This is a genomic window from Pseudonocardia terrae (assembly GCF_021343995.1).
Lineage (GTDB): Bacteria > Actinomycetota > Actinomycetes > Mycobacteriales > Pseudonocardiaceae > Pseudonocardia > Pseudonocardia terrae.
This window is the reverse complement of record NZ_JAJTTE010000057.1, coordinates 1-21,091: the sequence shown is the minus strand read 5'-3', so window position 1 is coordinate 21,091 and position 21,091 is coordinate 1. Positions and strand designations below refer to the sequence as shown.

19 protein-coding genes and 4 tRNA genes are annotated in these 21,091 nt (G+C 71.1%); 13 read left to right on the top strand and 10 right to left on the bottom strand.

The window, feature by feature from the left end:
* Positions 1–2 precede the first annotated feature (2 nt).
* Together LWC33_RS28355 and LWC33_RS28350 are read right to left on the bottom strand one after the other, a co-directional pair.
* Positions 3–401, bottom strand: coding sequence for a PPOX class F420-dependent oxidoreductase (locus LWC33_RS28355; protein ID WP_233307748.1), 399 nt, complete (start codon positions 399–401; stop codon positions 3–5).
* Entirely contained in the window at positions 398–1,720 is a 1,323-nt protein-coding gene (locus LWC33_RS28350; protein ID WP_233307747.1) for a cytochrome P450, read from the bottom strand. The genes LWC33_RS28355 and LWC33_RS28350 overlap by 4 nt, the downstream gene beginning before the upstream one ends.
* 131 nt (positions 1,721–1,851) lie before the next feature.
* Between LWC33_RS28350 and LWC33_RS28345 the strand changes: the two genes are divergently transcribed.
* Positions 1,852–2,724: a metallophosphoesterase family protein gene (locus tag LWC33_RS28345; protein WP_372476712.1), complete on the top strand. Its 873-nt coding sequence runs from the start codon at positions 1,852–1,854 to the stop codon at positions 2,722–2,724.
* Positions 2,725–2,855: 131 nt separating this feature from the next.
* Here LWC33_RS28345 and LWC33_RS28340 read toward each other — a convergent pair whose 3' ends face one another.
* On the bottom strand, positions 2,856–3,104 hold the full coding sequence (locus tag LWC33_RS28340; protein ID WP_233307745.1) for a type B 50S ribosomal protein L31: 249 nt from the start codon (positions 3,102–3,104) through the stop codon (positions 2,856–2,858).
* A gap of 67 nt (positions 3,105–3,171) precedes the next feature.
* On the opposite strand from LWC33_RS28340, the gene LWC33_RS28335 reads away from it, so the two are divergent.
* The 4 genes from LWC33_RS28335 (at position 3,172) to LWC33_RS28320 (ending at position 8,541) form a co-directional block, all read left to right on the top strand.
* On the top strand, positions 3,172–3,381 hold the full coding sequence (locus LWC33_RS28335) for a hypothetical protein (protein ID WP_233307744.1): 210 nt from the start codon (positions 3,172–3,174) through the stop codon (positions 3,379–3,381).
* Between the two features lie 104 nt (positions 3,382–3,485).
* Positions 3,486–5,630, top strand: coding sequence for an ArnT family glycosyltransferase (locus LWC33_RS28330; RefSeq protein ID WP_372476709.1), 2,145 nt, complete (start codon positions 3,486–3,488; stop codon positions 5,628–5,630).
* Positions 5,631–5,804: 174 nt separating this feature from the next.
* Positions 5,805–7,325, top strand: coding sequence for a GDSL-type esterase/lipase family protein (locus LWC33_RS28325; RefSeq protein WP_233307743.1), 1,521 nt, complete (start codon positions 5,805–5,807; stop codon positions 7,323–7,325).
* Positions 7,326–7,383: 58 nt separating this feature from the next.
* On the top strand, positions 7,384–8,541 hold the full coding sequence (locus tag LWC33_RS28320) for a cysteine--tRNA ligase (protein ID WP_233307742.1): 1,158 nt from the start codon (positions 7,384–7,386) through the stop codon (positions 8,539–8,541).
* 12 nt (positions 8,542–8,553) lie between these two features.
* Here the strand turns inward: LWC33_RS28320 and LWC33_RS28315 are convergent, their stop codons facing one another.
* Complete coding sequence (locus LWC33_RS28315; RefSeq protein WP_233307741.1) at positions 8,554–9,018, bottom strand: OsmC family protein; 465 nt, start codon at positions 9,016–9,018, stop codon at positions 8,554–8,556.
* Positions 9,019–9,325: 307 nt separating this feature from the next.
* On the opposite strand from LWC33_RS28315, the gene rox reads away from it, so the two are divergent.
* Complete coding sequence (gene rox / locus LWC33_RS28310) at positions 9,326–10,753, top strand: rifampin monooxygenase (RefSeq protein WP_233307740.1); 1,428 nt, start codon at positions 9,326–9,328, stop codon at positions 10,751–10,753.
* A 40-nt stretch (positions 10,754–10,793) separates the two neighbouring features.
* Here rox and LWC33_RS28305 read toward each other — a convergent pair.
* From LWC33_RS28305 to LWC33_RS28290, 4 genes are all read right to left on the bottom strand, one after another.
* Positions 10,794–10,868: transfer RNA gene (locus LWC33_RS28305), tRNA-Val, on the bottom strand.
* 1 nt (position 10,869) lies between these two features.
* Positions 10,870–10,941, bottom strand: a tRNA-Cys gene (locus LWC33_RS28300).
* A gap of 70 nt (positions 10,942–11,011) precedes the next feature.
* Positions 11,012–11,084, bottom strand: a tRNA-Gly gene (locus LWC33_RS28295).
* 168 nt (positions 11,085–11,252) lie between these two features.
* Complete coding sequence (locus tag LWC33_RS28290) at positions 11,253–11,693, bottom strand: SsgA family sporulation/cell division regulator (protein WP_037040856.1); 441 nt, start codon at positions 11,691–11,693, stop codon at positions 11,253–11,255.
* A gap of 259 nt (positions 11,694–11,952) precedes the next feature.
* Between LWC33_RS28290 and LWC33_RS28285 the strand changes: the two genes are divergently transcribed.
* The 6 genes from LWC33_RS28285 to LWC33_RS28260 all read left to right on the top strand — a co-directional run bounded on the left by LWC33_RS28285 (position 11,953) and on the right by LWC33_RS28260 (position 18,227).
* A complete protein-coding gene (locus LWC33_RS28285; protein ID WP_308191022.1) occupies positions 11,953–12,618 on the top strand; it encodes an RNA polymerase sigma factor in 666 nt (221 codons plus the stop codon).
* Between the two features lie 44 nt (positions 12,619–12,662).
* Positions 12,663–13,499: an anti-sigma factor gene (locus LWC33_RS28280; RefSeq protein ID WP_233307739.1), complete on the top strand. Its 837-nt coding sequence runs from the start codon at positions 12,663–12,665 to the stop codon at positions 13,497–13,499.
* Positions 13,409–13,960, top strand: coding sequence for a TIGR02611 family protein (locus LWC33_RS28275; protein WP_233307763.1), 552 nt, complete (start codon positions 13,409–13,411; stop codon positions 13,958–13,960). The genes LWC33_RS28280 and LWC33_RS28275 overlap by 91 nt, the downstream gene beginning before the upstream one ends.
* A gap of 23 nt (positions 13,961–13,983) precedes the next feature.
* Positions 13,984–14,055 (top strand) — tRNA-Val (locus LWC33_RS28270).
* Positions 14,056–14,811: 756 nt separating this feature from the next.
* Positions 14,812–15,705 carry a DUF732 domain-containing protein gene (locus LWC33_RS28265; RefSeq protein WP_233307738.1) on the top strand — a complete coding sequence of 298 codons (894 nt, stop codon included), beginning with the start codon at positions 14,812–14,814 and terminating at the stop codon, positions 15,703–15,705.
* A 2,255-nt stretch (positions 15,706–17,960) separates the two neighbouring features.
* A complete protein-coding gene (locus tag LWC33_RS28260) occupies positions 17,961–18,227 on the top strand; it encodes a hypothetical protein (RefSeq protein WP_233307737.1) in 267 nt (88 codons plus the stop codon).
* A gap of 170 nt (positions 18,228–18,397) precedes the next feature.
* Here the strand turns inward: LWC33_RS28260 and LWC33_RS28255 are convergent, their stop codons facing one another.
* Complete coding sequence (locus LWC33_RS28255; RefSeq protein ID WP_233307736.1) at positions 18,398–18,580, bottom strand: hypothetical protein; 183 nt, start codon at positions 18,578–18,580, stop codon at positions 18,398–18,400.
* 783 nt (positions 18,581–19,363) lie between these two features.
* Between LWC33_RS28255 and LWC33_RS28250 the strand changes: the two genes are divergently transcribed.
* Positions 19,364–19,810: a hypothetical protein gene (locus LWC33_RS28250; RefSeq protein ID WP_233307735.1), complete on the top strand. Its 447-nt coding sequence runs from the start codon at positions 19,364–19,366 to the stop codon at positions 19,808–19,810.
* 61 nt (positions 19,811–19,871) lie between these two features.
* On the opposite strand, the gene LWC33_RS28245 is transcribed toward LWC33_RS28250, so the two are convergent.
* Complete coding sequence (locus LWC33_RS28245; protein WP_233307734.1) at positions 19,872–20,996, bottom strand: type II restriction enzyme NmeDI-related protein; 1,125 nt, start codon at positions 20,994–20,996, stop codon at positions 19,872–19,874.
* Positions 20,997–21,091 lie beyond the last annotated feature (95 nt).

Here is a 21,091-nt window from a genome sequence, read left to right as displayed (position 1 = left end):
GATCAGGAGCCGTCGACGGCGACCGCCAGTCCGACGGATCCGCGGTCGCCCCGGAAGAGCCGGCTGGATCCGACGGCGATCCGGCCCACCAGCCCGTACTTCCGGGCGACGGCGCGGCGGACCCGGCGGGTGCCCTCGCCGTCGAGCAGCTCGGCGGTACCGGGGACGGCCGGGCCGAGGGGCTTGCCGCGGCGGTCGCACTCGGCGACCTCGACGGCCCCGGAGCGCCGGATCCGCTTCACCTTGCCCGAGTTCGTGACGGTCCAGACGCCGAGCCGCCCGTCGTCCAGCGCGGCGGCCCAGACCGGGGTCGGGACCGGTGTGCCGTCCTTGCGGAACGTCGTGAGCAGCAGGTACTGCGCCTCGGCGAGGCGTTGTGCCGAGGGCGGGCCCGCGCTCACGCGGGCACGCTCGCCCGGTTCAGCTCCACCGGCACGCTCTCCCAGCCGCGCAGCAGCTTGGTGCGGCGGCGGACCGGGGTGCCGGCGGCGCGCATGTCCGGGAACCGGTCGACCAGCGCGCGCAGCGCGACCTCGCCCTCCATCCGGGCCAGGGCGGCGCCGAGGCAGAAGTGGATGCCCTGCGAGAAGGCGAGGTGCTTGTGGGCCTCCTCCCGCGTGACGTCGAAGCGGTGCGGGTCGGGGAACACCGCGGGGTCGCGGTTCGCCCCGCCGAGGTGCGTGATCACGAACGTGCCACGCTTCACCGGCACGCCGGCGACCTCCGTGTCCCGCACGGCGACCCGGCCGGTCCGCTGCACCGGCGACTCGAAGCGCAGCATCTCGTCGATCGCGGCCGGCCAGCGCTCCGGCTCGGCGTGCAGGAGCATCAGCTGGTCGGGGTGGTCGAGAAGCAGCGCCGCGCCGCTGCCGATGAGGTTCACGGTGGTCTCGAACCCCGCGGCGAGCAGCAGCATCGCGATGCTGGACAGCTCGTCCTCGGTGAGCGCGCCGTCCTCGTCGTGCGCGGTGACCAGCGCGGAGAGGATGTCCTCGCCCGGCTCGCGGCGGATCCGCTCGAAGTGGCCGAGCATCCAGGTGTGCAGGGCGTCGATGTCGCGCTCGGAGCGGCGGAAGTCGGCGTAGGAGAGCCCGGCGTCGAGCGACAGCGCGGCCCCCTCGCCCCACTCCAGGAACTGCCCGCGCATCGAGAGGGGCGCCCCGAGCATCTCCGCGATCACCGTGGCGGGCAGGAGCGCGGCGAAGTCCTTCACCAGGTCCGCGCGCTCACCCTTCGCGGCCATCGCGTCGAGCAGCTCGGCGGCGATCTCCTCGGCGCGCGAGCGCAGGGCGGCGACCTTCTTGGCGCTGAACGCCCTGGTCACGAGCTTGCGGTAGCGGGTGTGGTCCGGCGGGTCCGAGGCGAGCATCGAGGGCGGCTGGGCCGGGCCGAGCGCCCACGAGCCGCCGATCGCCAGTGCCGCCTTCACCACACCGGGCAGGTTCTCGGGCATCCGGCCGCCGACGCCGAAGTCCGTGCTCCGCAGCACCTGCGTGCAGACCTCGTGGTCGACGGTCGCGTGCAGCAGGCCGGTGTCCACGAGTTTCCCGCGCGAGCGCAGCTCGTCGTAGAACGGGTACGGGTTCGCGACGACCTCGGGATCCGTCATCAGCCGCGCGCCCAGCTCCCCGGCCCGCACCTGGCGGCGGACCATGCGTCGCATCATCCCGTGCCGGAGTCCCCATCGGACCACCCGGCGCAGGCCCCGTGTACCCGCCATGCCGACCTCCTCGACGTCCGGCCCCCAACTTACCGCCGGTAACTTGCGCTGCCCAGGGTCGTTGCTCAGGGGATCCTCAGCGCCGACGTCCGTTCCGTGAGCTCCGCGCGGTCCGCGGGCCCATCTGCTAGATCTGTGGGGTGTCCCGCCTGCTCGCCGTCAGCGACCTGCACGTCCGCTACCCCGAGAACCGGGCGGTCGTCGAGGGGCTGGCCGGGGATCCGGGGGACTGGCTCATCGTCGCCGGCGACGTCGCGGAGCAGGTCGGCGACACGGTCGCGACCCTCGCCGAGCTGGCCGCGCGGTTCGCGACGGTGATCTGGGTGCCCGGCAACCACGAGCTGTGGACGCGCACGAAGGATCCCGTCGACCTGCGCGGCGAGCACCGCTACCGGCATCTGGTCGAGCGGTGCCGGGAGCTCGGCGTGCTGACGCCCGAGGACCCGTTCCCGGTGTGGGAGGGCGCGGGCGGCCCGATCGTCGTCGCCCCGCTGTTCCTGCTCTACGACTACTCGTTCCTGCCCACGGGCACGACGACGAGCGAGGAGGGCCTGGCCGCGGCGTACGACGCCGGGGTCGTCTGCACGGACGAGCACCTGCTGTACCCCGAGCCGCACCCGTCGCGGGAGGCGTGGTGCGCCGCCCGGGTGGCCGAGACCCGCCGCCGGCTCGACGCCCTCGACCCGGACCTGCCGACGATCCTGGTCAACCACTGGCCGCTCACCCGTCGGCCCACCGAGATCCTGCGCTACCCGGAGTTCGCGCTGTGGTGCGGCACCACCGCCACGGCCGACTGGCACGTGCGCTACCGCGCGCAGGCCGTCGTCTACGGGCACCTGCACATCCCGCGCGTGATCTACGAGGACGGCGTCCGCTTCGTGGAGGCCTCGCTCGGCTACCCGCGCGAGTGGCGGCCGCGGGAGGCGCGCTTCGGCCATCCCGTCGACGTCCTGCCCCGCCAGGTCCTGCCCGTCCCGGTCGAGGACTTCGGGGTCCGCCGCTGAGCTTGATCTTCAACCTTGGCGCGCTGTCGTGGTCGGGTCGCTGCTGGTGTGCGGCGTGTCGACTGGGTATGGGTGCGGCCGAGAACGCGCACGGCACCCCCGCTCCCGCGGGGGTGCCGTGACGTGGGTGGTCAGCGCCGGCGACCGTAGCGCCGGTTGAACTTCTCGACCTGTCCCGCCGAGTCGAGGACCCGGGTCGCGCCCGTCCAGAACGGGTGCGAGTAGGCGCTCATGTCGACGCGCACCAGCGGGTAGGTCCGCCCGTCGCTCCACTCGATCGTCTCCCGCGAGGTGGCGGTCGAGCGGGTGAGGAACGCGTCGCCCGTGCTCCGGTCCTGGTACACGACGGGCTCGTACGTGGGGTGGATGTTCGGTCGCACGGTGTCCTCCTCGGCATGTCCTGCTACGTTCACTGACGATAACGGTTGTCGTTTGCAGGAGATTCCCATGGATCGCTCCGGGTTCGTCGCCGTCCGCTGCACCGCCTGCGCCGCCCACCCGGTGCTCGACGAGACGCTCCGCGAAGCCGTCCGGGGCAGTCCGGTGCACACCACCGCCGACCTCGCCGCCGTCGCGAACTGGCTGCGCGGCGGCCGACTCGATCCCCGGGTCCTGCCCGCGCACCTGATCGGCCTGCCCGCCGCGTCGGTCAACTGAGCATCGGGGAACGGATCACAGACGGCGCACAGGCGACGGACAGGGACGCGACAGAGCGCCGACCGATGCTCGTGGGGACAGATCGACGACCACGAGGAGACCCCGTGACCACCGCGACCCCGGTCCGCCCGCCGCGCGTGACCGACCCCGGGCGGCACCGCGCCGACCGGACCCGCGCGGCCGCTCCGCCCGGCGCCTCCGACCGGCTCCGCCGGCTGGTGCGCGGCCCGGAGGGCGATCCCCGCTGGTCCCGGCCCGCGCTGCTCGTCCTGCTGGCCGGCACCGCAGTGCTGTACCTGTGGAACCTGTCCGCCTCCGGCTGGGCCAACGACTTCTACGCGGCCGCGGTCCAGGCGGGAACGCAGTCGTGGAAGGCCTGGCTGTTCGGCTCGCTGGACTCGGGCAACGCGATCACGGTCGACAAGCCGCCCGCGGCGCTGTGGGTCATGGTGGCCTCGGCGCGGATCTTCGGCTTCTCCTCGTGGAGCCTGCTGGTGCCGCAGGCGCTGATGGGCGTCGCGTCCGTCGGGCTGCTGCACGCTGCGGTGAAGCGCTGGGCCGGGCCGGTCGCCGGACTGCTCGCGGGTGCGGCACTGGCCCTCACCCCGGCCGCGGTGCTGATGTTCCGCTTCGACAACCCCGACGCGCTGCTGGTCCTGCTCCTGGTCGCGGCGGCGTGGGCGGTCACGCGGGCGGTCGACGCGGCGTCGGTGACGGCGTCGAGCTGGTGGCTGGTGGCCGCCGGATCGGCGATCGGGTTCGCCTTCCTCACGAAGATGGGCCAGGCGCTGCTGGTCGTGCCGGCCCTCGCCCTGGTGTACCTGGTCGCCGGCGCCCCGCGGCTGTGGACCCGGATCGCGCAGCTGCTCGGCGCGGTCGCGGCCATGGTGGTGTCGGCGGGATGGTTCATCGCGCTGGTCGAGCTGTGGCCGGCGGACAGCCGCCCGTACATCGGCGGTTCCACCACGAACTCGCTGCTCGAGCTCGCCCTGGGCTACAACGGCTTCGGCCGCCTGCTCGGCGGGAGCGGCAACGGCGGCGGGGGCGGCGGTGGCGGTGGCGGCAACACCGGGTTCGGCGGGTCGGCCGGGATCACCCGGCTGTTCACTGGCGAGATCGCCTACGAGGTCTCCTGGCTGCTGCCCGCCGCGCTGGTCCTGCTGGTCGCGGGCCTGTGGGCGACCCGGCGGGCGCCGCGGACCGACCGCACCCGCGCCGGCCTGCTGCTCTGGGGCGGCTGGACGGTGGTCACCGGCCTGGTGTTCAGCTACATGAGCGGCACGATGCACCCCTACTACACGGTGGCCTTGGCGCCGGGGATCGCCGGTGTGCTGGCGGTCGGCGCGCGGGCGCTGTGGCAGCGGCGGGCCTCGGTGTGGGCACGGGCAACGCTCGCCGTGGCGACGGCCGGCACCGGCGCCTGGGCGTTCGCACTGCTCGCAGCGAGCTCGGAGAGCTTCACCTGGCTGCGCTGGCCGGTGGTGGCGCTGGCGCTGGTCGGTGCGGTCGCCCTGGTCGCGGGCGGAACGGGGCGGCGGGTCCTGCTCGTCGGCGTCACGGCGGCCGTGCTCTCGGGCCTCGTCGGCACGAGCGCGTACGCCGTCGCGACGGCCTCGGTCGCCCACACGGGCAGCATCCCGTCGGTCGGGACGACGTCCAGCGCGTTCGGGTCGTCGGGCAGCGGCGGACCGGGTGGGTTCGCCGGGCCGGGCGGCGACGGTCGGGGCACGCCCCCGGGGATGACCGGCACCGGCCCCGGCGGCACGGCACCGGACGGCACGGCACCCGAGGGCACGGCACCCGGTGCGACGCAGGGCGGGTCGGCCGCCGCGGGTGACGCGACCGACGCCGCGCAGGGCGCCCCGACCGGCGGTATGCGCGGGATGGGGGCGGGTATGGGCGGCGAGACGAGCGCCGAGCTCACCGCGCTGCTCGGGGCGACCGACTCGACCTGGTCGGCGGCGGTCTCGACGTCCCAGACCGCGGCCTCCCTGGAGCTGGCCTCCGGCACCGCGGTGATCTCGACCGGCGGCTGGGGCGGCTCCGACTCGGCGGTCACGCTGGCGCAGTTCCAGCAGTACGTGGCCGAGGGGGAGGTCCACTACTACGTCGGTGGCGGTCAGGGCGGCGGGCCCGGCGGGCCCGGTGGGGACTCGGACTCCACCAGCAGCCAGATCGCGGAGTGGGTGGCGGCGAACTTCACCGCCACCACGGTCGGTGGCCAGACGGTCTACGACCTCACCACCTGATCGGCTCCCGCCCCGGCCGCCCTCCCGCGAGCGCGCGGGAAGGCCGGTGGCGTCAAGCCCCCGTCGGCGTGCGTCTCCCCACCGCACGTCCCCTGTTCGCAGGATGGGCACCCACGGTGTCGCGCCCGCATCATCTTGATCGGTCCACGGCACCGGACGAGGGGGAGCCCGCGCATGGTGGTCACCACCGCACGGACGGGACGTCCGTCCGGCGGGCGCGGCGGCCGGTTCCGCGCCCTGGTCCGCGAGGCCCGCTCCTGGCCGACGGTCCTGATGATCGGGCTGTGCCTGCTCGCCGGCATCCCGTTGTCGATCGCACTGACCCCGGACCAGGACCTGACGATCCTCGGCCAGCACATCGCCGTCGGTGCCCGCACCCCCGACCTGTCGCTCGAGGGCCCGGCGCGGCTCGTCCAGATCGGCAACACCGAGCTCGACATCCCGCGGCTCCAGGTCGTCGGGCCGCTGCGCCCCCAGCTCGAGATGGGGCCGGTGCAGCGCAACGAGGACGCGGCCAAGGTGTTCAACCCCGACACCACCGCCGAGGTGACCGCCCAGGCCGTCGACCAGCTGCGGACCGGGTTCGTCAACTGGTACCTGCTCGCGACGCTCGGGGTGGTGGGCACGGCGCTCGCCGCGGCCGCCCTGGTCGGCTGCGCGCGGGTGCTCGGGATCCTGCGGCGGGAGAAGGCGAGCGAGCACGTCACGGTGGCCGACGTGTGGCACCGCTGCGCCGGCACGATCGGCCGGATGTCGCTGCTCGCGGTGACCGTGTCCCTGGTGGCCTGGGGCGCCTGCGGCGCGCTCGCGTACACCGGCACGATGCGCGGGCTCGCGCAGGTGAGCTCGCTGTCCGACCTCGTCGGCAGCGCCCGGGTCACACCCGCGCCGGTCGGCCCGCCGGTGTTCGGCTACGCGGGCGCGGTGATCGGCGACTCCCGCGCCGCACGGGTCGGCGGGCCGCCCGTCGCCGAACCCGAGGGCGACGACGTCGCGTGCGAGCGCAGCGCCGACTCCCTCGCCGCCGAGCTGGGCACCATGGTGCCCGGCCGCGTCCGCAACCTCGCCTGCCCCAGCGCGACCGTGGCCCAGGGTCTGCGCGGCCCGCAGCAGCGCGGGAACGTCCAGGTCCCGGCCCAGGTCGCGCTGCTCAAGCAGATGCAGGACCTGAGGTTCGTGGCGGTCGCGATCGGGCCCAACGACGTGGGCTGGTCCGACCTGATCAAGTACTGCTACGGCGTCGAGACCTGCGACGACAACCTCACCCGCGGCGAGTTCGACTACCGGATGGCCGCCTTCGACCGCGACTACGCGGCCCTGCTCGAGGACCTCGCGGCGCTGCCGAGCAAGCCCGAGGTCGTCGTCATGACCTCCTACGACGCCTTCCCCCGCGACACCGACCCGGCCTGCCCGGACGCGCGCGGCCCGTCGTACGCGGTCGGCCTCACCCAGGACAAGATCGACCTGCTCACGGGCCGCAACGACCAGCTCAACGCCGTGCTCCGCGCCGGCGCCGAGAAGTACGGGTTCGCCGTGGCCGATCCCGACCTGACCCTGCTGTGCAGCACCGGGACCGACGGTCTCGGCCCGGACCTGCAGGGGCTCGCCACGCCGTTCGCCTTCCACCCGACGGCCGTCGGCTCGCTGCGGCTTGCCGCGACCGTGGCCCGGGCCGTGGGCCCGCTCGCCGACTGACCCGGACCGACACCCCGGACCCCCGACGCGGACACCGGGACCTGGAACGATGGGCCGCATGGCCTCGCCGATCGACTTGTCCCCGGAGGACCACGCGCGCCCCGGCGCCGTCACCGACCCGCGCGAGGTGCTGCGCCTCGGCGGGGCGCCGCTGCCGCTGACCGTCCCCGCGCGGCTCTACGTCTGCGGGATCACCCCGTACGACGTCACGCACCTCGGGCACGCCGCCGCGTTCGTCTGGGCGGACACGGCCGCACGGGTGATCCGGATGACCGGGGTGGAGACCGTGGTGTCCCGCAACGTCACCGACGTCGACGACGTCCTCACCCGGGTCGCGGCCGAACGGGGCCGGGCGTTCGACGAGTTCGGGCTGACCCAGGAGTACTACGTCGAGCGGGACATGGCGGCCCTGCACGTGCGCCCGCCGACGCACTCGCCGCACGCGCGCCACCACGTCGCGCACGTGGTCCGGCTGGCGATCGCGCTGCTCGCGGCCGGCGCGGCGTACGAGCGCGACGGGTTCGTCTACTTCCGCGGCGCCGCTGTGGCCGCGGGCCGCGACCGCGAGGAGGCCCTGGACCTGCTGGCCGAGAACGGCGACGACCCGGCCGACCCGCGCCGCGACGACCCGTTCGACGTCCCGGTCTGGCGGCCCTCGGGCGAGGGCGACCCGGCCTGGCCGAGCCCCTGGGGCCCCGGCCGTCCGGCCTGGCACGCCGAGTGCGCGGCGATGGCGCTGGCCACCCTCGGCGGGGTGGTCGACGTCCTGGCCGGCGGGGCCGACCTGGCCTTCCCGCACCACGCCTACCAGGTCGCGATGGCCTCGGCCGCCACCGGCAGCGCCCCCTTCGCCCGCCGTGCGCTGCGGGCCGGGACGGTCGGGGTCGACGGCGCGAAGATGGCCAAGTCGACCGGGAACCTGGTGCTGGTCCACGACCTCCTGCGCGAGGCGCCCGGGCCGGCGGTGCGGCTGATGCTGCTCGACCGGGCGTGGGCGCAGCCGTGGGACTACCGGCCGGAGGCGCTCGACGACGCGGCCGCGCTGCTGGAGCGGCTGTACGTGGCGGCGGGCCGGCGGGGCGACTCGCCGGCGGCGGTCGGCGAGGTCCGGGCGGCGCTGCTCGCGGACCTCGACGTCCCACGTGCCCTGCGGACCGCGGTCGAGGCCGGCGGCGACGCCGCCCGCCAGGTCCTGCGCACGCTCGCGCTCCAGTAGCAGCCGGTCCCGTCAGCCCACCTCGACGACGGGGTGGTGGTGGACCGGGAAGTCGACCGAGTTGGCGATGTAGCAGGTCTCCGCAGCCTCGTGGTGGAGGGCCTGGGCCTTGTGCCGCATCGCCTCCTCGGCGACCCGCACCCGAGGGCGCAGCACGACCTCGGTGAAGTGGCCGCCGTGCGTCGCCGACTCCTCCATCGTCCCCTCGGCGGCGTCGGTGTAGGCGGTGACCACGACGCCCTGACGCGCGCACAGCGCCAGGTAGCTGAGCATGTGGCACTGCGCGAGCGCGACCACGAGCAGCTCCTCGGGGTTCCAGCGCGTCGGGTCGCCGCGGAAGGCGGCGTCGGCGCTGCCCGCCAGCACCGGCTTGCCCTCGGCGAGCACGTCGTGGTTGCGCGAGTAGGACCGGTAGTCGGAGGTCCCGGGGCTTCCGGTCCACTGCACCGTCACCCCGTAGCCGTGCGTGCGTCCCATGGCGTCTCCTCCCGTCGGCAGGGACCAGACGGTAGGGCGCGGTCGCTCCTGCCGGGACCGAATTCCGGTCCTGACCCCGCGGGGCAGGGGCTGGAGGTGGTCACGGCGCCGTACGGCACCCCCGCCCGAGAACGACGGAGGCCCCCGGTTCCCGGGGGCTTCTGGAGAGGCGGCGTCTCCCGCCACCACCAAGCTATAGCGCACCGGGGGGCTTGCGACAAGACCCGGGGAATGCCACAGAATCGCCGTCCGACGCCGCGACCTGCGGAAACAGGACGGCGCGGCGGGTGACGACCTCGGGGGGTCCATGTTCGACGTGATCACCGTGGGCGGCGGACCGACCGGCCTGATGCTGGCGGCGGAGCTGCGGCTGCACGGCGTGCGCGTGCTCGTGCTGGAGAGGGAGGAGGCGCCGCCGCCGTTCGTCCGGTCGCTCGGGCTGCACGTACGCAGCATCGAGGTGATGGACCAGCGCGGGGTGTTGGAGCGGTTCCTCGCGCACGGGCGGAAGCACGAGGTCGGCGGCTTCTTCGCCGGGATCCCGGCGCCGTGGCCGCGGCTCGACAGCGCGCACGGCTACGTCCTCGGTATCCCGCAGACCGTCACCGACCGGTTGCTGGCGGAGCGCGCCGCCGAGCTCGGCGCGGAGATCCGCCGCGGCGCCGAGGTCATCGGGCTGTCGCAGGACGCGGACGGGGTCACCGCCGAGCTGGCCGACGGCACGACCGTGCGCGCCCGGTACCTCGTCGGTTGCGACGGCGGTCGCAGCACCGTGCGCACGCTGCTCGGCATCGGCTTCCACGGCGAGCCCACCACCGTCGAGACACTGCTGGGTGAGATGGAGGTGACCGCCCCGCCCGAGACGGTGACCGCCGTGGTGACCGAGGTCCGCAGGACGGAGCAGCGGTTCGGCCTCGGGCCGGTCGGGGGCGGGGCGTACCGGGTCGTGGTGCCCGCCGCGGGGGTGTTCGAGGAGCGCACGGTCCCGCCGACCCTCGAGGACTTCCGGCGGCAGCTGCGGGCGGTCGCGGGCACCGACTTCGGCGTGCACTCGCCGCGCTGGCTGTCCCGCTTCGGCGACGCCACCCGGCAGGCCGAGCGGTATCGGGAGGGCCGCGCGTTCCTGGCCGGCGACGCCGCGCACGTCCACCCGCCGACCGGGGGGCAGGGGCTCAACCTCGGCATCCAGGACGCGTTCAACCTCGGCTGGAAGCTCGCCGCCGCGATCGTGGGCTGGGCTCCCGAGGGGCTGCTGGACAGCTACGGGTCCGAGCGGCACCCGGTGGCGGCGGCCGTACTCGACACCACCCGCGCGCAGATGGAGCTGATGTCGACGGCTCCCGGGGCGCGGGCCGTCCGGCGGCTGGTGGCGGAGCTGATGGACTTCGAGGAGGTGAACCGCCACCTGATGGAGAAGATCACCGCGATCGGCATCCGGTACGACCTCGGCGACGGGCCCGAGCTCGTCGGCCGCCGGATGCGGGACCTGCCGCTCGAGCGGGGCCGCCTCTACGAGCTGATGCGCGGCGGCCGCGGCCTGCTGCTCGACCAGACCGGCCGGCTGTCGGTGGCGGGCTGGGCGGACCGCGTCGACCACGTCGTGGACGTCAGCGAGGAACTCGACGCGCCGGCCGTCCTGCTGCGCCCGGACGGACACGTGGCGTGGGCGGGGGAGGACCAGTCGGAACTGCTCGCCCGGCTGCCCCGGTGGTTCGGCCCGCCCCGGGAATCCTGAAAACGCCGAAGGCCCCCTGTTACCAGGGGGCCTTCTCGGGTGGTGGGCGATACTGGGATTGAACCAGTGACCTCTTCCGTGTCAAGGAAGCGCTCTCCCACTGAGCTAATCGCCCGAGGCGGAGGCGGGAATCGAACCCGCGTACAGGGCTTTGCAGGCCCTTGCCTAAGCCACTCGGCCACTCCGCCCGACGCCCCCCGGATGGTTTCGCGGGGATCGGACCTGGAGGCCCAGGCAGTGACTACGTGGTTTCCTCCGAGCGGACGACGGGACTCGAACCCGCGACCCTCACCTTGGCAAGGTGATGCGCTACCAGCTGCGCTACGTCCGCATGCACTCGGTTTCCCGGTGCTTGTCGGGGCTGCTCGCTCCGACGTGAAGAACATTAGCGCAGGGTCCCCGGGGGCTCCAAACCGACCCCCCTGTTTCCCTGCGTCGAGCCTTCGACCTGCACGAACGGGCCGCAGGGAGTGCTGCGGCCCGACGGGCACGCCTCGGCTCAGTCGCGGGCGCCGTCGCTGGAGTTGGGGGCGAGGAGCTGGTCCAGCGCGGCGTCGAAGTCGAGCCACGAGTACTCGGTCGCCGGGGGCACGCACTCGAAGGTGCGGTCGAGGAAGGCGGCGAGCGTCGCGGCGCACGTGGTGAACACCGCGTGACCGGACGGGGAGGCGAGCTCGACCTCGATCCGGGTGGGCTCGTGCGGGACCGGCTGCACCCGGACGTCGCCGGTGCCGGCGGGGCCGAGCAGGCCGTCGGCCAGCAGGTCACGGGCGAACACCCAGTCCACCGGGCTGCCCTGGCCGGTCCGGAACGACGCCTGGACCGCGTACGGGTCCCGGCTGGAGTACGAGAGCTCGACCCGCACCGGGACCGGCGCCGAGTCCGGGGTGATGAGCTCGAACGTGGCCGGTTCGCGGATGATCGTGGGCTCGTCGCGCATCCTTGGTCCTCTTCCTCGTGCCGCGTGGTCCGTCGTGCGGAAGAACGAGCGGATCGCCAAGATGTGACGGGTCGGGGGACGTTCTCCCAGGACCGGATCGGTCGCTTTCACACGGACGGGTTAGTGGTGTTCCCGTGTCGGGTGTGCCCGACCTGCGAGGACGGGTGATCGCCCGGTCGGCTGTGATCCACGTTGCAGCACCCTGTCGGTGAACCGGCCGTGCGCCGGGACCGAACACGAGGTTGTGAGGGACGCACTGGTGGCGGATGTCGCCGACGGAGCAGGGCTGCCGCGGAGCCGTCCACACGGCCATACACAGGGCCCGCGCCCACCCGGAGGGCGGTCCGGGGCCGACGCGGCCCTCGTCGCCCGGCTGGCCGAGGGGGACGAGCGCGCCCTCGCCGAGGTCTACGACCGCTACGGCCGCCCGGCCTGGTCGCTGGCGCGGCGCATCTGCGCCGACGACGGGCTGGCCGAGGACGTCGTCCAGGAGGTGTTCCTCACGCTGTGGCGTGACCCCGCGCGCTTCGACGCCGGGCGCGGTGCCTTCGTGACCTGGCTGCTGACGCTCGTGCACCACAAGGCGGTCGACGCCGTCCGGCGCGAGGCCACGGCCCGCCGCCGGACGGTGCCGGTCGAGGACGTCGAGGACGCTCCGATGCCGGCCGGGCCGGGCGCGGACCACGAGGCGCTGGGCGCCGTCGTCGCCGGGCAGGTGCGCGACGCCCTCGGCGGGCTGCCGGCCGAGCAGCGACAGGCCCTGGCGCTCGCCTACTACGGCGGCTACACCCAGCGGGAGGTCGCGGCGCTGACCGGCGTCCCGCTCGGGACGGTGAAGTCGCGGATGTTCACCGGGCTGGCGCGGCTGCGGGCGGTACTGGGCCCCGCGGCCGGCGAGGCCCGCTCTACGGACGGGGGTGCGTGATGACCGGGTCGCACTCGCGGGGCTGCCGCTCGGAGGAACAGGTGGTGGCCTGGGTGCTGCGGGCGGCCGAGCCCGGGGACGAGGCGGAGGTCGAACGGCACCTGCCGACCTGCGCCTCGTGCCGCGCGCTCGTCCGGGAGACCGAGGAGACGCTCGCCGCGCTCGGCGGTGCGGTCGACGGGGACGAGCCGCCACCGCAGCTGCGCGACCGCATCCTCGAGGCCGTCGCGCAGACCCCGCAGGAGCAACCGGCTCCCCGCCCGTCGGCCCCGGCGCCGCGCGACGCGGGGGAGACCGGGCTCTCCGGGCGTCCGGCGACCACCGGCCCGTCGGGCTGCGCCGGCTCCGGCCCGGGCCGGACCGGACGCCCCCGGCAGGGCCGCGGGGTCCGTGGTCTCCGTGGCCGGGTCGTGGCCGTCGCGACGGCCGCGGTGGTAGCCGTGGCCGCGATCGCGGGTCTCGGTGTGTACAGCGCACGGATGAAGGCGGAGCGCGACGCCGAGGCTGCCCGCGCCCAGAGCGTCGTCGCGATGCTCCAGCAGATGGCGCGCCCGGGCACCACGTACGCCTTCCTCGCGCCCGCGCAGGGCGAACCGGTGGTCGCCGCGGTCACGGCCGACGAGTCCGGGCTGAAGGTCCTGCCCGTCGACCTGCCCGCCAACGGCGCGGACCGGGTGTACGTCCTCTGGGGACTCCCGGCGCAGGGAACCCCCGCCCCTCTCGGCACGTTCGACGTCCGTGGAGGCGCCCCCGGCATGGAGTCGGTAGGGTCGGTCGCCGGCGGAGCCGGATATGCGCAGTTCGCGATCTCGATCGAACCGGGTCGGGTCGCCCCGGCCTCGCCGACCCAGGTCGTGGCGAGCGGGCGGGCGGAGATCTGAGCAGCACGGAGCAGACCTCACGGGGCGGGCCGGAACACGAGCGCGGCCGGTTCGACGGCGTCAAGGACCGGCTGCGGAAGTTCCGCGCGCGCATCGACGAACGCCCGACGGCCCGCCGCACGTACCGGGTCGGCATCGGCGTGCTGGGCACCCTCGTGCTGGCGGGCGGGATCGTCGCGATCCCGTACCCGGGGCCGGGCTGGGCGATCGTGTTCGTCGGGCTCGCCATCCTCGCGTCCGAGTTCACCTGGGCGAAGCGCGTACTGACCTTCGCGAAGGGCAAGTACGACGCGTGGACAGCCTGGCTCGGCCGGCAGAACCTGTTCGTCAAGCTCCTCGTCCTCGCCGCGACCGGCCTCGTCGTCGTCGCCACGCTGTGGCTGCTGAACGCGTTCTGGCTGGTCGCCGGGTGGGTGGGGCTGCAGGAGTGGACCTGGTTGCAGAGCCCGATCCTCGGGTGATGTAGGGTTCCACCCGTGACGGCGGGCGATTAGCTCAGGGGGAGAGCGCTTCGTTCACACCGAAGAGGTCACTGGTTCGATCCCAGTATCGCCCACTCGCGTTGTCGCAGGTCAGCCCCGGTTTCGGCCGGGGCTTTCCTGTGTCCGTGCCAGATGTGTGCCAGACCCCTGGCCGGGCGGCCGGTGCATGGCAGTGCGTCTGGCACGGGCGCCGAGGCGTGCCAGACGAGACTGCCAGCTCGGCGAGGTAGGCAGGACGCGCGGTGCTAACACGGCATAAGTAGCTCTGCGGCTGAACGCCGAACCGCCCCGGGCTGGTGTCATCCGAAGGATGCCCGGGGCGGTCGGAGGTCGTGATGACTCCGGCTCCCTGTTTCGCTCGCGCTTGGCGAGGGGCATACGGGGTGGCGGGGAAGCCATCGAGGCGGACCCTCGCGCGTGGCTGTCAAGCCACCCCGGGCTCAGAACCGGGAAGGGTCCGACCTGCGAGATTGATGCGCTCAGCCTGCACGTGCGGCGCGCGGTGTCCCGGTTCGCGACCAGCACCCCGCCGGATGAGACGGCCGGCTCGCCCGTGAGGCCTCGGTGCCTGCACCGCGCCCAGGGAGAACCAGCACCGGCGTCAGTCCGCAACTCGCCCTGTGGACGATCGTGGTGATGTCGACCTCGAGGGCGTCGGCCATGACGCGGATGTTGTCGGGGTCGGGGAACCGCTTCTGGCGGACGCCGGATCCGCCTCACGCTGGCGGGGTCAGATACGGCGAGGCGGTTGAGTGCGGCAATCAGCACGTAACACGCGACTAGGACCTTGCGACATGAGGTTTGTATCGGGGAACGATCTTCGTAGGGGAGTGAAGTTGACGACGTCACAGGGGCAGCAGCCCAGGGAGCCGGAGCCATCGACGGAGCGGTTCCCGGTGTCGGCCCCGGGCCAGACTCCGCCGCCTGCCCAGCTTCAGCGCAAGCGTCGGCCGCTGCTCCTTGGTATCGGCATCGGTGGCGCAGCTCTGGCGGCACTCCTGGTGGCCTGGGTCGTCGTCGCTTCGCTCGCTGACGACAGTGTGGCGTCCGGAGAGGCTGCATTCGTTGAGGTCGCCCGGACGGCATCACCTGGACTGTTGGGCCGACTCACCAACGACCAGATCGTCACCGCCGGGCGAGGCATCTGCACGGAGCCGTCGACGATCAGTCGCGGCGACGCCGTCACGCGTTTCGCCTCGTCGCGCGAGCTTCCGCCCGGTGCGGCCACGACGATCGTCGATGCGGCCGTAACAAACATGTGCCCGCAGAAGCAGTGGCCCGCCGTCAGCCAGACGGCTCCCACTCACGTGTATACGTACACGCCCGCGACGACCACACCCCCGACCCCGCCAGCGCCGCCGCGAGCCATCACAGCCCGGGATTGGCAGCTGATCGCGAAGAACCCGGACGCGCACATCGGCGAGCGGATCATCGTGTACGGGGAGGTCACACAGTTCGACGCAGCCACCGGCACATCCGCATTCCGCGCGAACGTCGACGGTGTCGTGCACAAAATCAAGTACGGCTACGCCGACTACAAGACCAACACGGTCTTGACCACCGGGTCGTCGTCGCTGTTCACAGATGTCGTGACTGGTGACCTCTTCCGCGCTGAGGCGACCGTCCTCGGGTCCTTCTCCTACGGCACCCAGATTGGCGGGTCGACAACCGTTCCTCAGCTAATGGTCACCGCCATCAAGGTCACGGGTTCGACGGACCGATAACCACGCACAACACTTCAACTTCGCCATGAAACCGACGCGGCTCCATGAGGGCGCCGCGGCGCCGCGCTCACAGGACGGGTTCGCCAGTCTCACCCGCCGGGAGGTTCCGCCTCCGGCCGGTCCCCGCGACGCCGCCTAAGGCATTACTGAAAAGCCTCGTCGAGCGAGGCTCTCGGAAGAGGCTCCCTATCATCCTAGAATCGTGAACGACTAAGGTAAGGCAGTGGCCACAGCAAAACCGTCGTTGCTGGATCTACTTGGCGAACACCTCCGAACCGGAGAGCTGCTAGACCTGCAGTCGAACCAAGATATCGGAGACAGGGAGCGATCCGTCGCGGCCAAGGACTTGCGCGAAGTACTTATGGAACATCGCCGAGACGGCGTATCAGATCCTCGCGGAATCCGAGTGCGAGGGCTAAATGTCGCTGGTCGGCTAGACCTGAATCTGGCGTCACTGGAATTCGGGATCCGCATGGTGAGTTGCCGCCTTCAAGGCGGTCTTGAGGCGAATCAGGCGTCCTTTCCAGAACTCGTGCTCATTGACTGCCTTTTGACAAGCGAGGCAACTCCGGCGCTATTGATGGACCGAGTAAGCGTGACTGGACAACTGGCAGTCTGCAACTCGCAGGTCTACTCAAACTCCGCTGAGGGAGCCCCGCGCCTGCAGGACGCGCAGGTCGGCTCACTTGACCTACGCGGCTCTCGGTTGCGCAACTCGGTTGCTACGGCTTTGTACGCCGAGCGAATGCAGTCACGAGGCCAAGTCATGCTGAGCGATAGATTCGCGGTGCAAGCTGGCGGGAAGGAAGGTGCGGTTCGACTACTCGGCGCTCGAATAGGCGACGACTTACTTCTTCACGACGCCGCTATCGAAGCTATGGCAGGACCGGCACTACTCGCGGATCGAGTTAATGTGTCTGGGAACTTCTTTATGGATGGACGTTTCCAAGCGATCAGCCGAGATCGCGAAGCAACAATACGACTGGTAAATGCGCGGATTGGCAGTCAGCTTGGCATGCGGGCTGCATCGATATCAAACGCTAGCGGCCCGGCTATCGACGCTAGCGGGGCTCAGGTTGACAACAACGTGTATTTGGATCTCGGGTTCGAAGCGTTCGTCGCCGCCGAAGAATACGCAGTGAAGTTCCTCGGTGCAAAGGTCGGTGGTCAGATATCGATGAAGCGCAGCTTCATCAGGAATACTCGTGGACCTGCGATAGGGCTCAGCTTTGTTACCACCGGCGGTGATTTGATGCTAGACGATAGATTGCGCGCAGAGGCGGCGAGTAGCGAAGCAGTTGTCGATCTTACCGAGGCGAAGGTGGGCGGACAAGTCTCGGTCGCGGTTGCAGGCGTCCGAAATACAAAGCGCGAGAACTCTTGCTGGGATCTTAATGGGCTGACGTACCGTGGTATTCCACAGGTGGCGTTGGAGGAAGGCGGAATCTCCAGCTGGCTTGATCTGATCAGATTGAAGACGCCGTGCTATGTCGCGCAACCGTATCAGCAACTAGCAGCTTCTTACCGGGCTGAAGGGCATGACAGTGACGTTCGAACAGTGCAGATCGCTCAACGTGGTGATCAGGTTGGACGAGGTGCACTTACTCGACGGACCGATCGCTTCTGGGTTCGGCTCACTGGACTACTTCTAGGCTACGGCTACCAGCCCTGGCGCGCTCTGATATGTCTTCTTTTCGTACTTCTGGTATCAGTAGCTAGCACTCTCTTTTTCGGCACTCATGGAGCCTTAGTGCAGAAGGCTCAGGAGCCGCCCAGGCAAGTAATATCGACAAGCGAGCCGGCCTCGTTGGATTCAATACGACCTTGTTCGATCGTCGACCAGATCGCTCGTGGCCTAGATCTCGGTGCACCATTTCTTCCTAGAGTCTCACAGGCAAGATGCGAGGCTGCGTCAAATGCCACAGGGGCGGCCGCGTCGATTGCGTCTTGGGTCCTGCAGGCATGCGCTTGGGGCTTAGCAGCCCTGTTCGTGGCGGGCTTTACGGGAATCGTAAGAAAACCGTGAATCTAACCGAGAAGCTGCATGGACTCGGGTATTGAAATTGTTCTATGTCGCGGCGGCCATCGGCGCCGTCTTCATGGGCATCGCGCTGCACCTGCGCGACCTGCCCCGGCAGATCGTCTCTGACGCGCTCTGCGCGGCAAAGCGGCACCTTCACGGGGCCGCCGGGCAGTCCGACGGAAGCTGCCGTCACTCTCGGACGGTCCGGGGGCATTGAGCGATCATGTCGATCGTGAGCGCAGCCCAGGAACAGCCCGAAGCTCCGACCGTCCGCAACCGCCTGCTGGGCATCGGTGTCAGTTCCGTGCGGCTGGCGCTGCACCACGAAGCCCGGCGGGTCCTGCTCGACGGCGCGATCGTCGGCGACTCTGACGCTCCGGCCCCGCCCGGGGACGCGGCTGACGTTCGCCGGATCCTGACCGAATTGGACCATTCGGGCGCCAACCACCTCGATGCGTGGGCCGTCCCCACTCGTAGATCGACGATCACGAGGGGGTAGCTGGTGGCGAGGTGGAAGTCCCGCAAGGTGCTGGCCGTGGCCGCATCGCTTGTGGTGGGAGCGGCCGTGGCGACGGCGTTGACGGTGACGACGGCGAGCGCGTCGCCGGGGCGGCACGATGACGACGGCTTCTACTTGTACTGCACGCCGATCGACCGGACGCCGGGCTACTACTGCACCCCGACCGACGAGGACGAGGCGACCTCGGGCGGCTGGTGGGGCGGTTCCAGCGGGCGCGGCGACTTCGGGCCGAGGCAGCCGACACCGCCGGTGAGCCCTGCGCCGCCTGCTCCCACCGCGCAGCCGACCGTGCAGCCGACCACGCCGAAACCGACCACCACGACTCCACCCATGACCACGACCACGATGCCGCCGCCGTCATCATCCGCGCCGCCGCCGGGGAGTGGTGGGTGCGAGAACGGCTGTGACGTCGACAGCGACGGCGGAGTGCGGCCGGTTGAGCCGGGGTCTTCTGGGGTGATCGGCACCGTAGGTCCGGTGATGGGTCCGGCCGCACCTTAGGTCCATCGCCACGGCGGCGTCCGCCGAGTCCGTCGACCGCCCCAGGCGCTTGCGGCCACGGTAGGCTGCGTCGCGCTGCGCTTCCCCCGCAGCACCCAGTAGAGGTGCATTCGAGAGGGGAAGCCATTCCAGCGCTGCCGAGCAGCGTGCCGCCGCGAAGCGGGCCACCCAACGCGAGCTGATCGAGACGTTCGCCAGGATCTGGGCCATAAGGCCCGGCAGGGCCACTACGCGGGTATCGACCAGGGCGACTACGTCGCGGCGGCCGTCGGTGCCGTCTTCATGGGCATCGCGCTGCACCTGCGCGACTGCCCCGCAGATCGTCTCTGACGCGCTCTGCGCGGCACAGCGGCAACCTCCACGGGCCCGCTGGGCAATCCAACCCTCGGGGGACGCTGCCGTCGCTCTCAGATGGTCCGGGGCATTGAGCGCATCATTGTCGATCGTGAGCGCCGAAACCGGCCCGGGACCCCCGCCCCGGCGACGCATGCGCGGCGCCCGTTTCCAACTCCTCGTCGCTGCACCCGAACAGGAAGACGTCACCTCCGCGTAGCACCTCGGCGGCCAAGATCGAAGAACCCGATGTGCAAGCTCCCCAACCCACGCCAGTCGTCGTGGTCGACCCAGGCGCATGGCCGAACTGGCTCGTCGACGGATCCCAAGTCGCAGGCGCAGGCATCGGCACCGTCGCCCTGATCGTCGCTCTCGTGGCTCTCTCCCGGGCCGACACCACAGCGGCCCGCGAGCGCCGCATCGCCTACGAACTCGACCTGCTCCGCGAGATGAGAGCACTCCTCCGCCGGGACAGGCTCAAGGACATGGCCGAGCTCCATGCCATGCTCCTCATGCTCCAGGACCCCGCCGACCTACCGCTCACCCGCGCTGCTGTCGGCGCACGACCTCGGCAGTCCGACCTCAAGACCTTCGCCGAGAACTACCCGCGAGTACCGCCCATCGATGACGACGGCACCGTCGACTGGACCCGCTTCAAGATGGTCCACTCCGACGGCACCTTCCATCGCGAGTGGCTCGAAGCGCTGACTCGCCGATTGAGTGACTAGCACCCGCCGAGTACCGCTCGTCCTCGATCACCTCCCGGGCGAGTTGCCGCGTGAGCCCGACCTAATCAACCATGTCGTCAAGTTCGCACGACTCACTGACTTCCTGCAGCCAGTCTGGCTTGAGATACCGCACCAGCCCCCGAGCCCTGTCGAGGGACTCCCTGAGGCCTTCGAAGGAGATGTAGCGGCAGATCTGGTGGAGCGGAGGCTGCATCCGCGCGAACGTGGGCCGGTTGACCTGCTCGATCACCTTCTCCCGGCGCTTCTCCCCTGCGACCAGGAACAGCGGTATGGAGATGTTGGGCTGCATGGACACCAAGTCACTCATCCTGAGCAGGCCCGAGTAGATGGACGTCGTGCTCTCGACTTCAAAGGCCGCGACGATGGCGCCGCCGTCCAGCCACAGGACGTCGATCAGCTCGATGATGCGGTTGGTCGCCGGGTCGAACTGCTTGGGCAGCGCCTCTCTGGTGCGCGGCACGTCTGCCAACCGGCGGCCGTTCCACTCCTGTGAGATGTCGTTGCGTGCCACGTGGACGTCGAAACCCATGTCGCTGCCGAGCTTCAGCAGGGCGTACTGGATCTCGGTGTGAGTACGTGGCTGAGCCTCGGAGTCCGATTGGACGTCGTTCGTCTCAGGCTGCTCGTCCAGCGGGACGGAGACAGAGCCCTCGGCCGTCTCGACGGTCTCGGCGTCGATGCTGAGTTGACCAGTCCGCGCGTGTCGTCCGAGCGGCCGCTCGACGGGATCGGCTTGGGCGTCCTGCAGAGCTCGCACGATGGCTTCTCCATCGCTTTGCTTCCATCGCGCGGGCGAGCCACGGAAGGGGCCCGACCACAGGTTCGGGTTCGACAAGCCCTCGAAGACCGTCAGCTCATCACGCATATCGAGGACCGGGACGCCGAACTCCGGCTGAAGCGCGATCCTGACCTTGACAGAGATCCGGCTGGGGAAGACCTGCGACTGCCAGATGAGGGATTCGTCGTAGAAGGCGTCGCCGGTGACCTCAAGTACTCCGACCCACCGCGACACCCGCGTCATGTAGCAAAGCAGCAGGTCACCAGGCTTCATCCGCTGGACGGTCTTGAAGCGGCGCGGGCTGAAACCACTGACCTCGCCGCCGTTGTCGAGGAACTCCTTCCAGGTCTCCGCCGTGAACAGATCAAGCCAGTACGTCGGCGCCATTAGTTGATTATGGGCCTTTGCCGAGTCCTAGAGAGCCTAGTACTCCAGCCGTAGATCGTGATCTTGCCGGCGTGGCGGTCCCGGACGTGGCACGG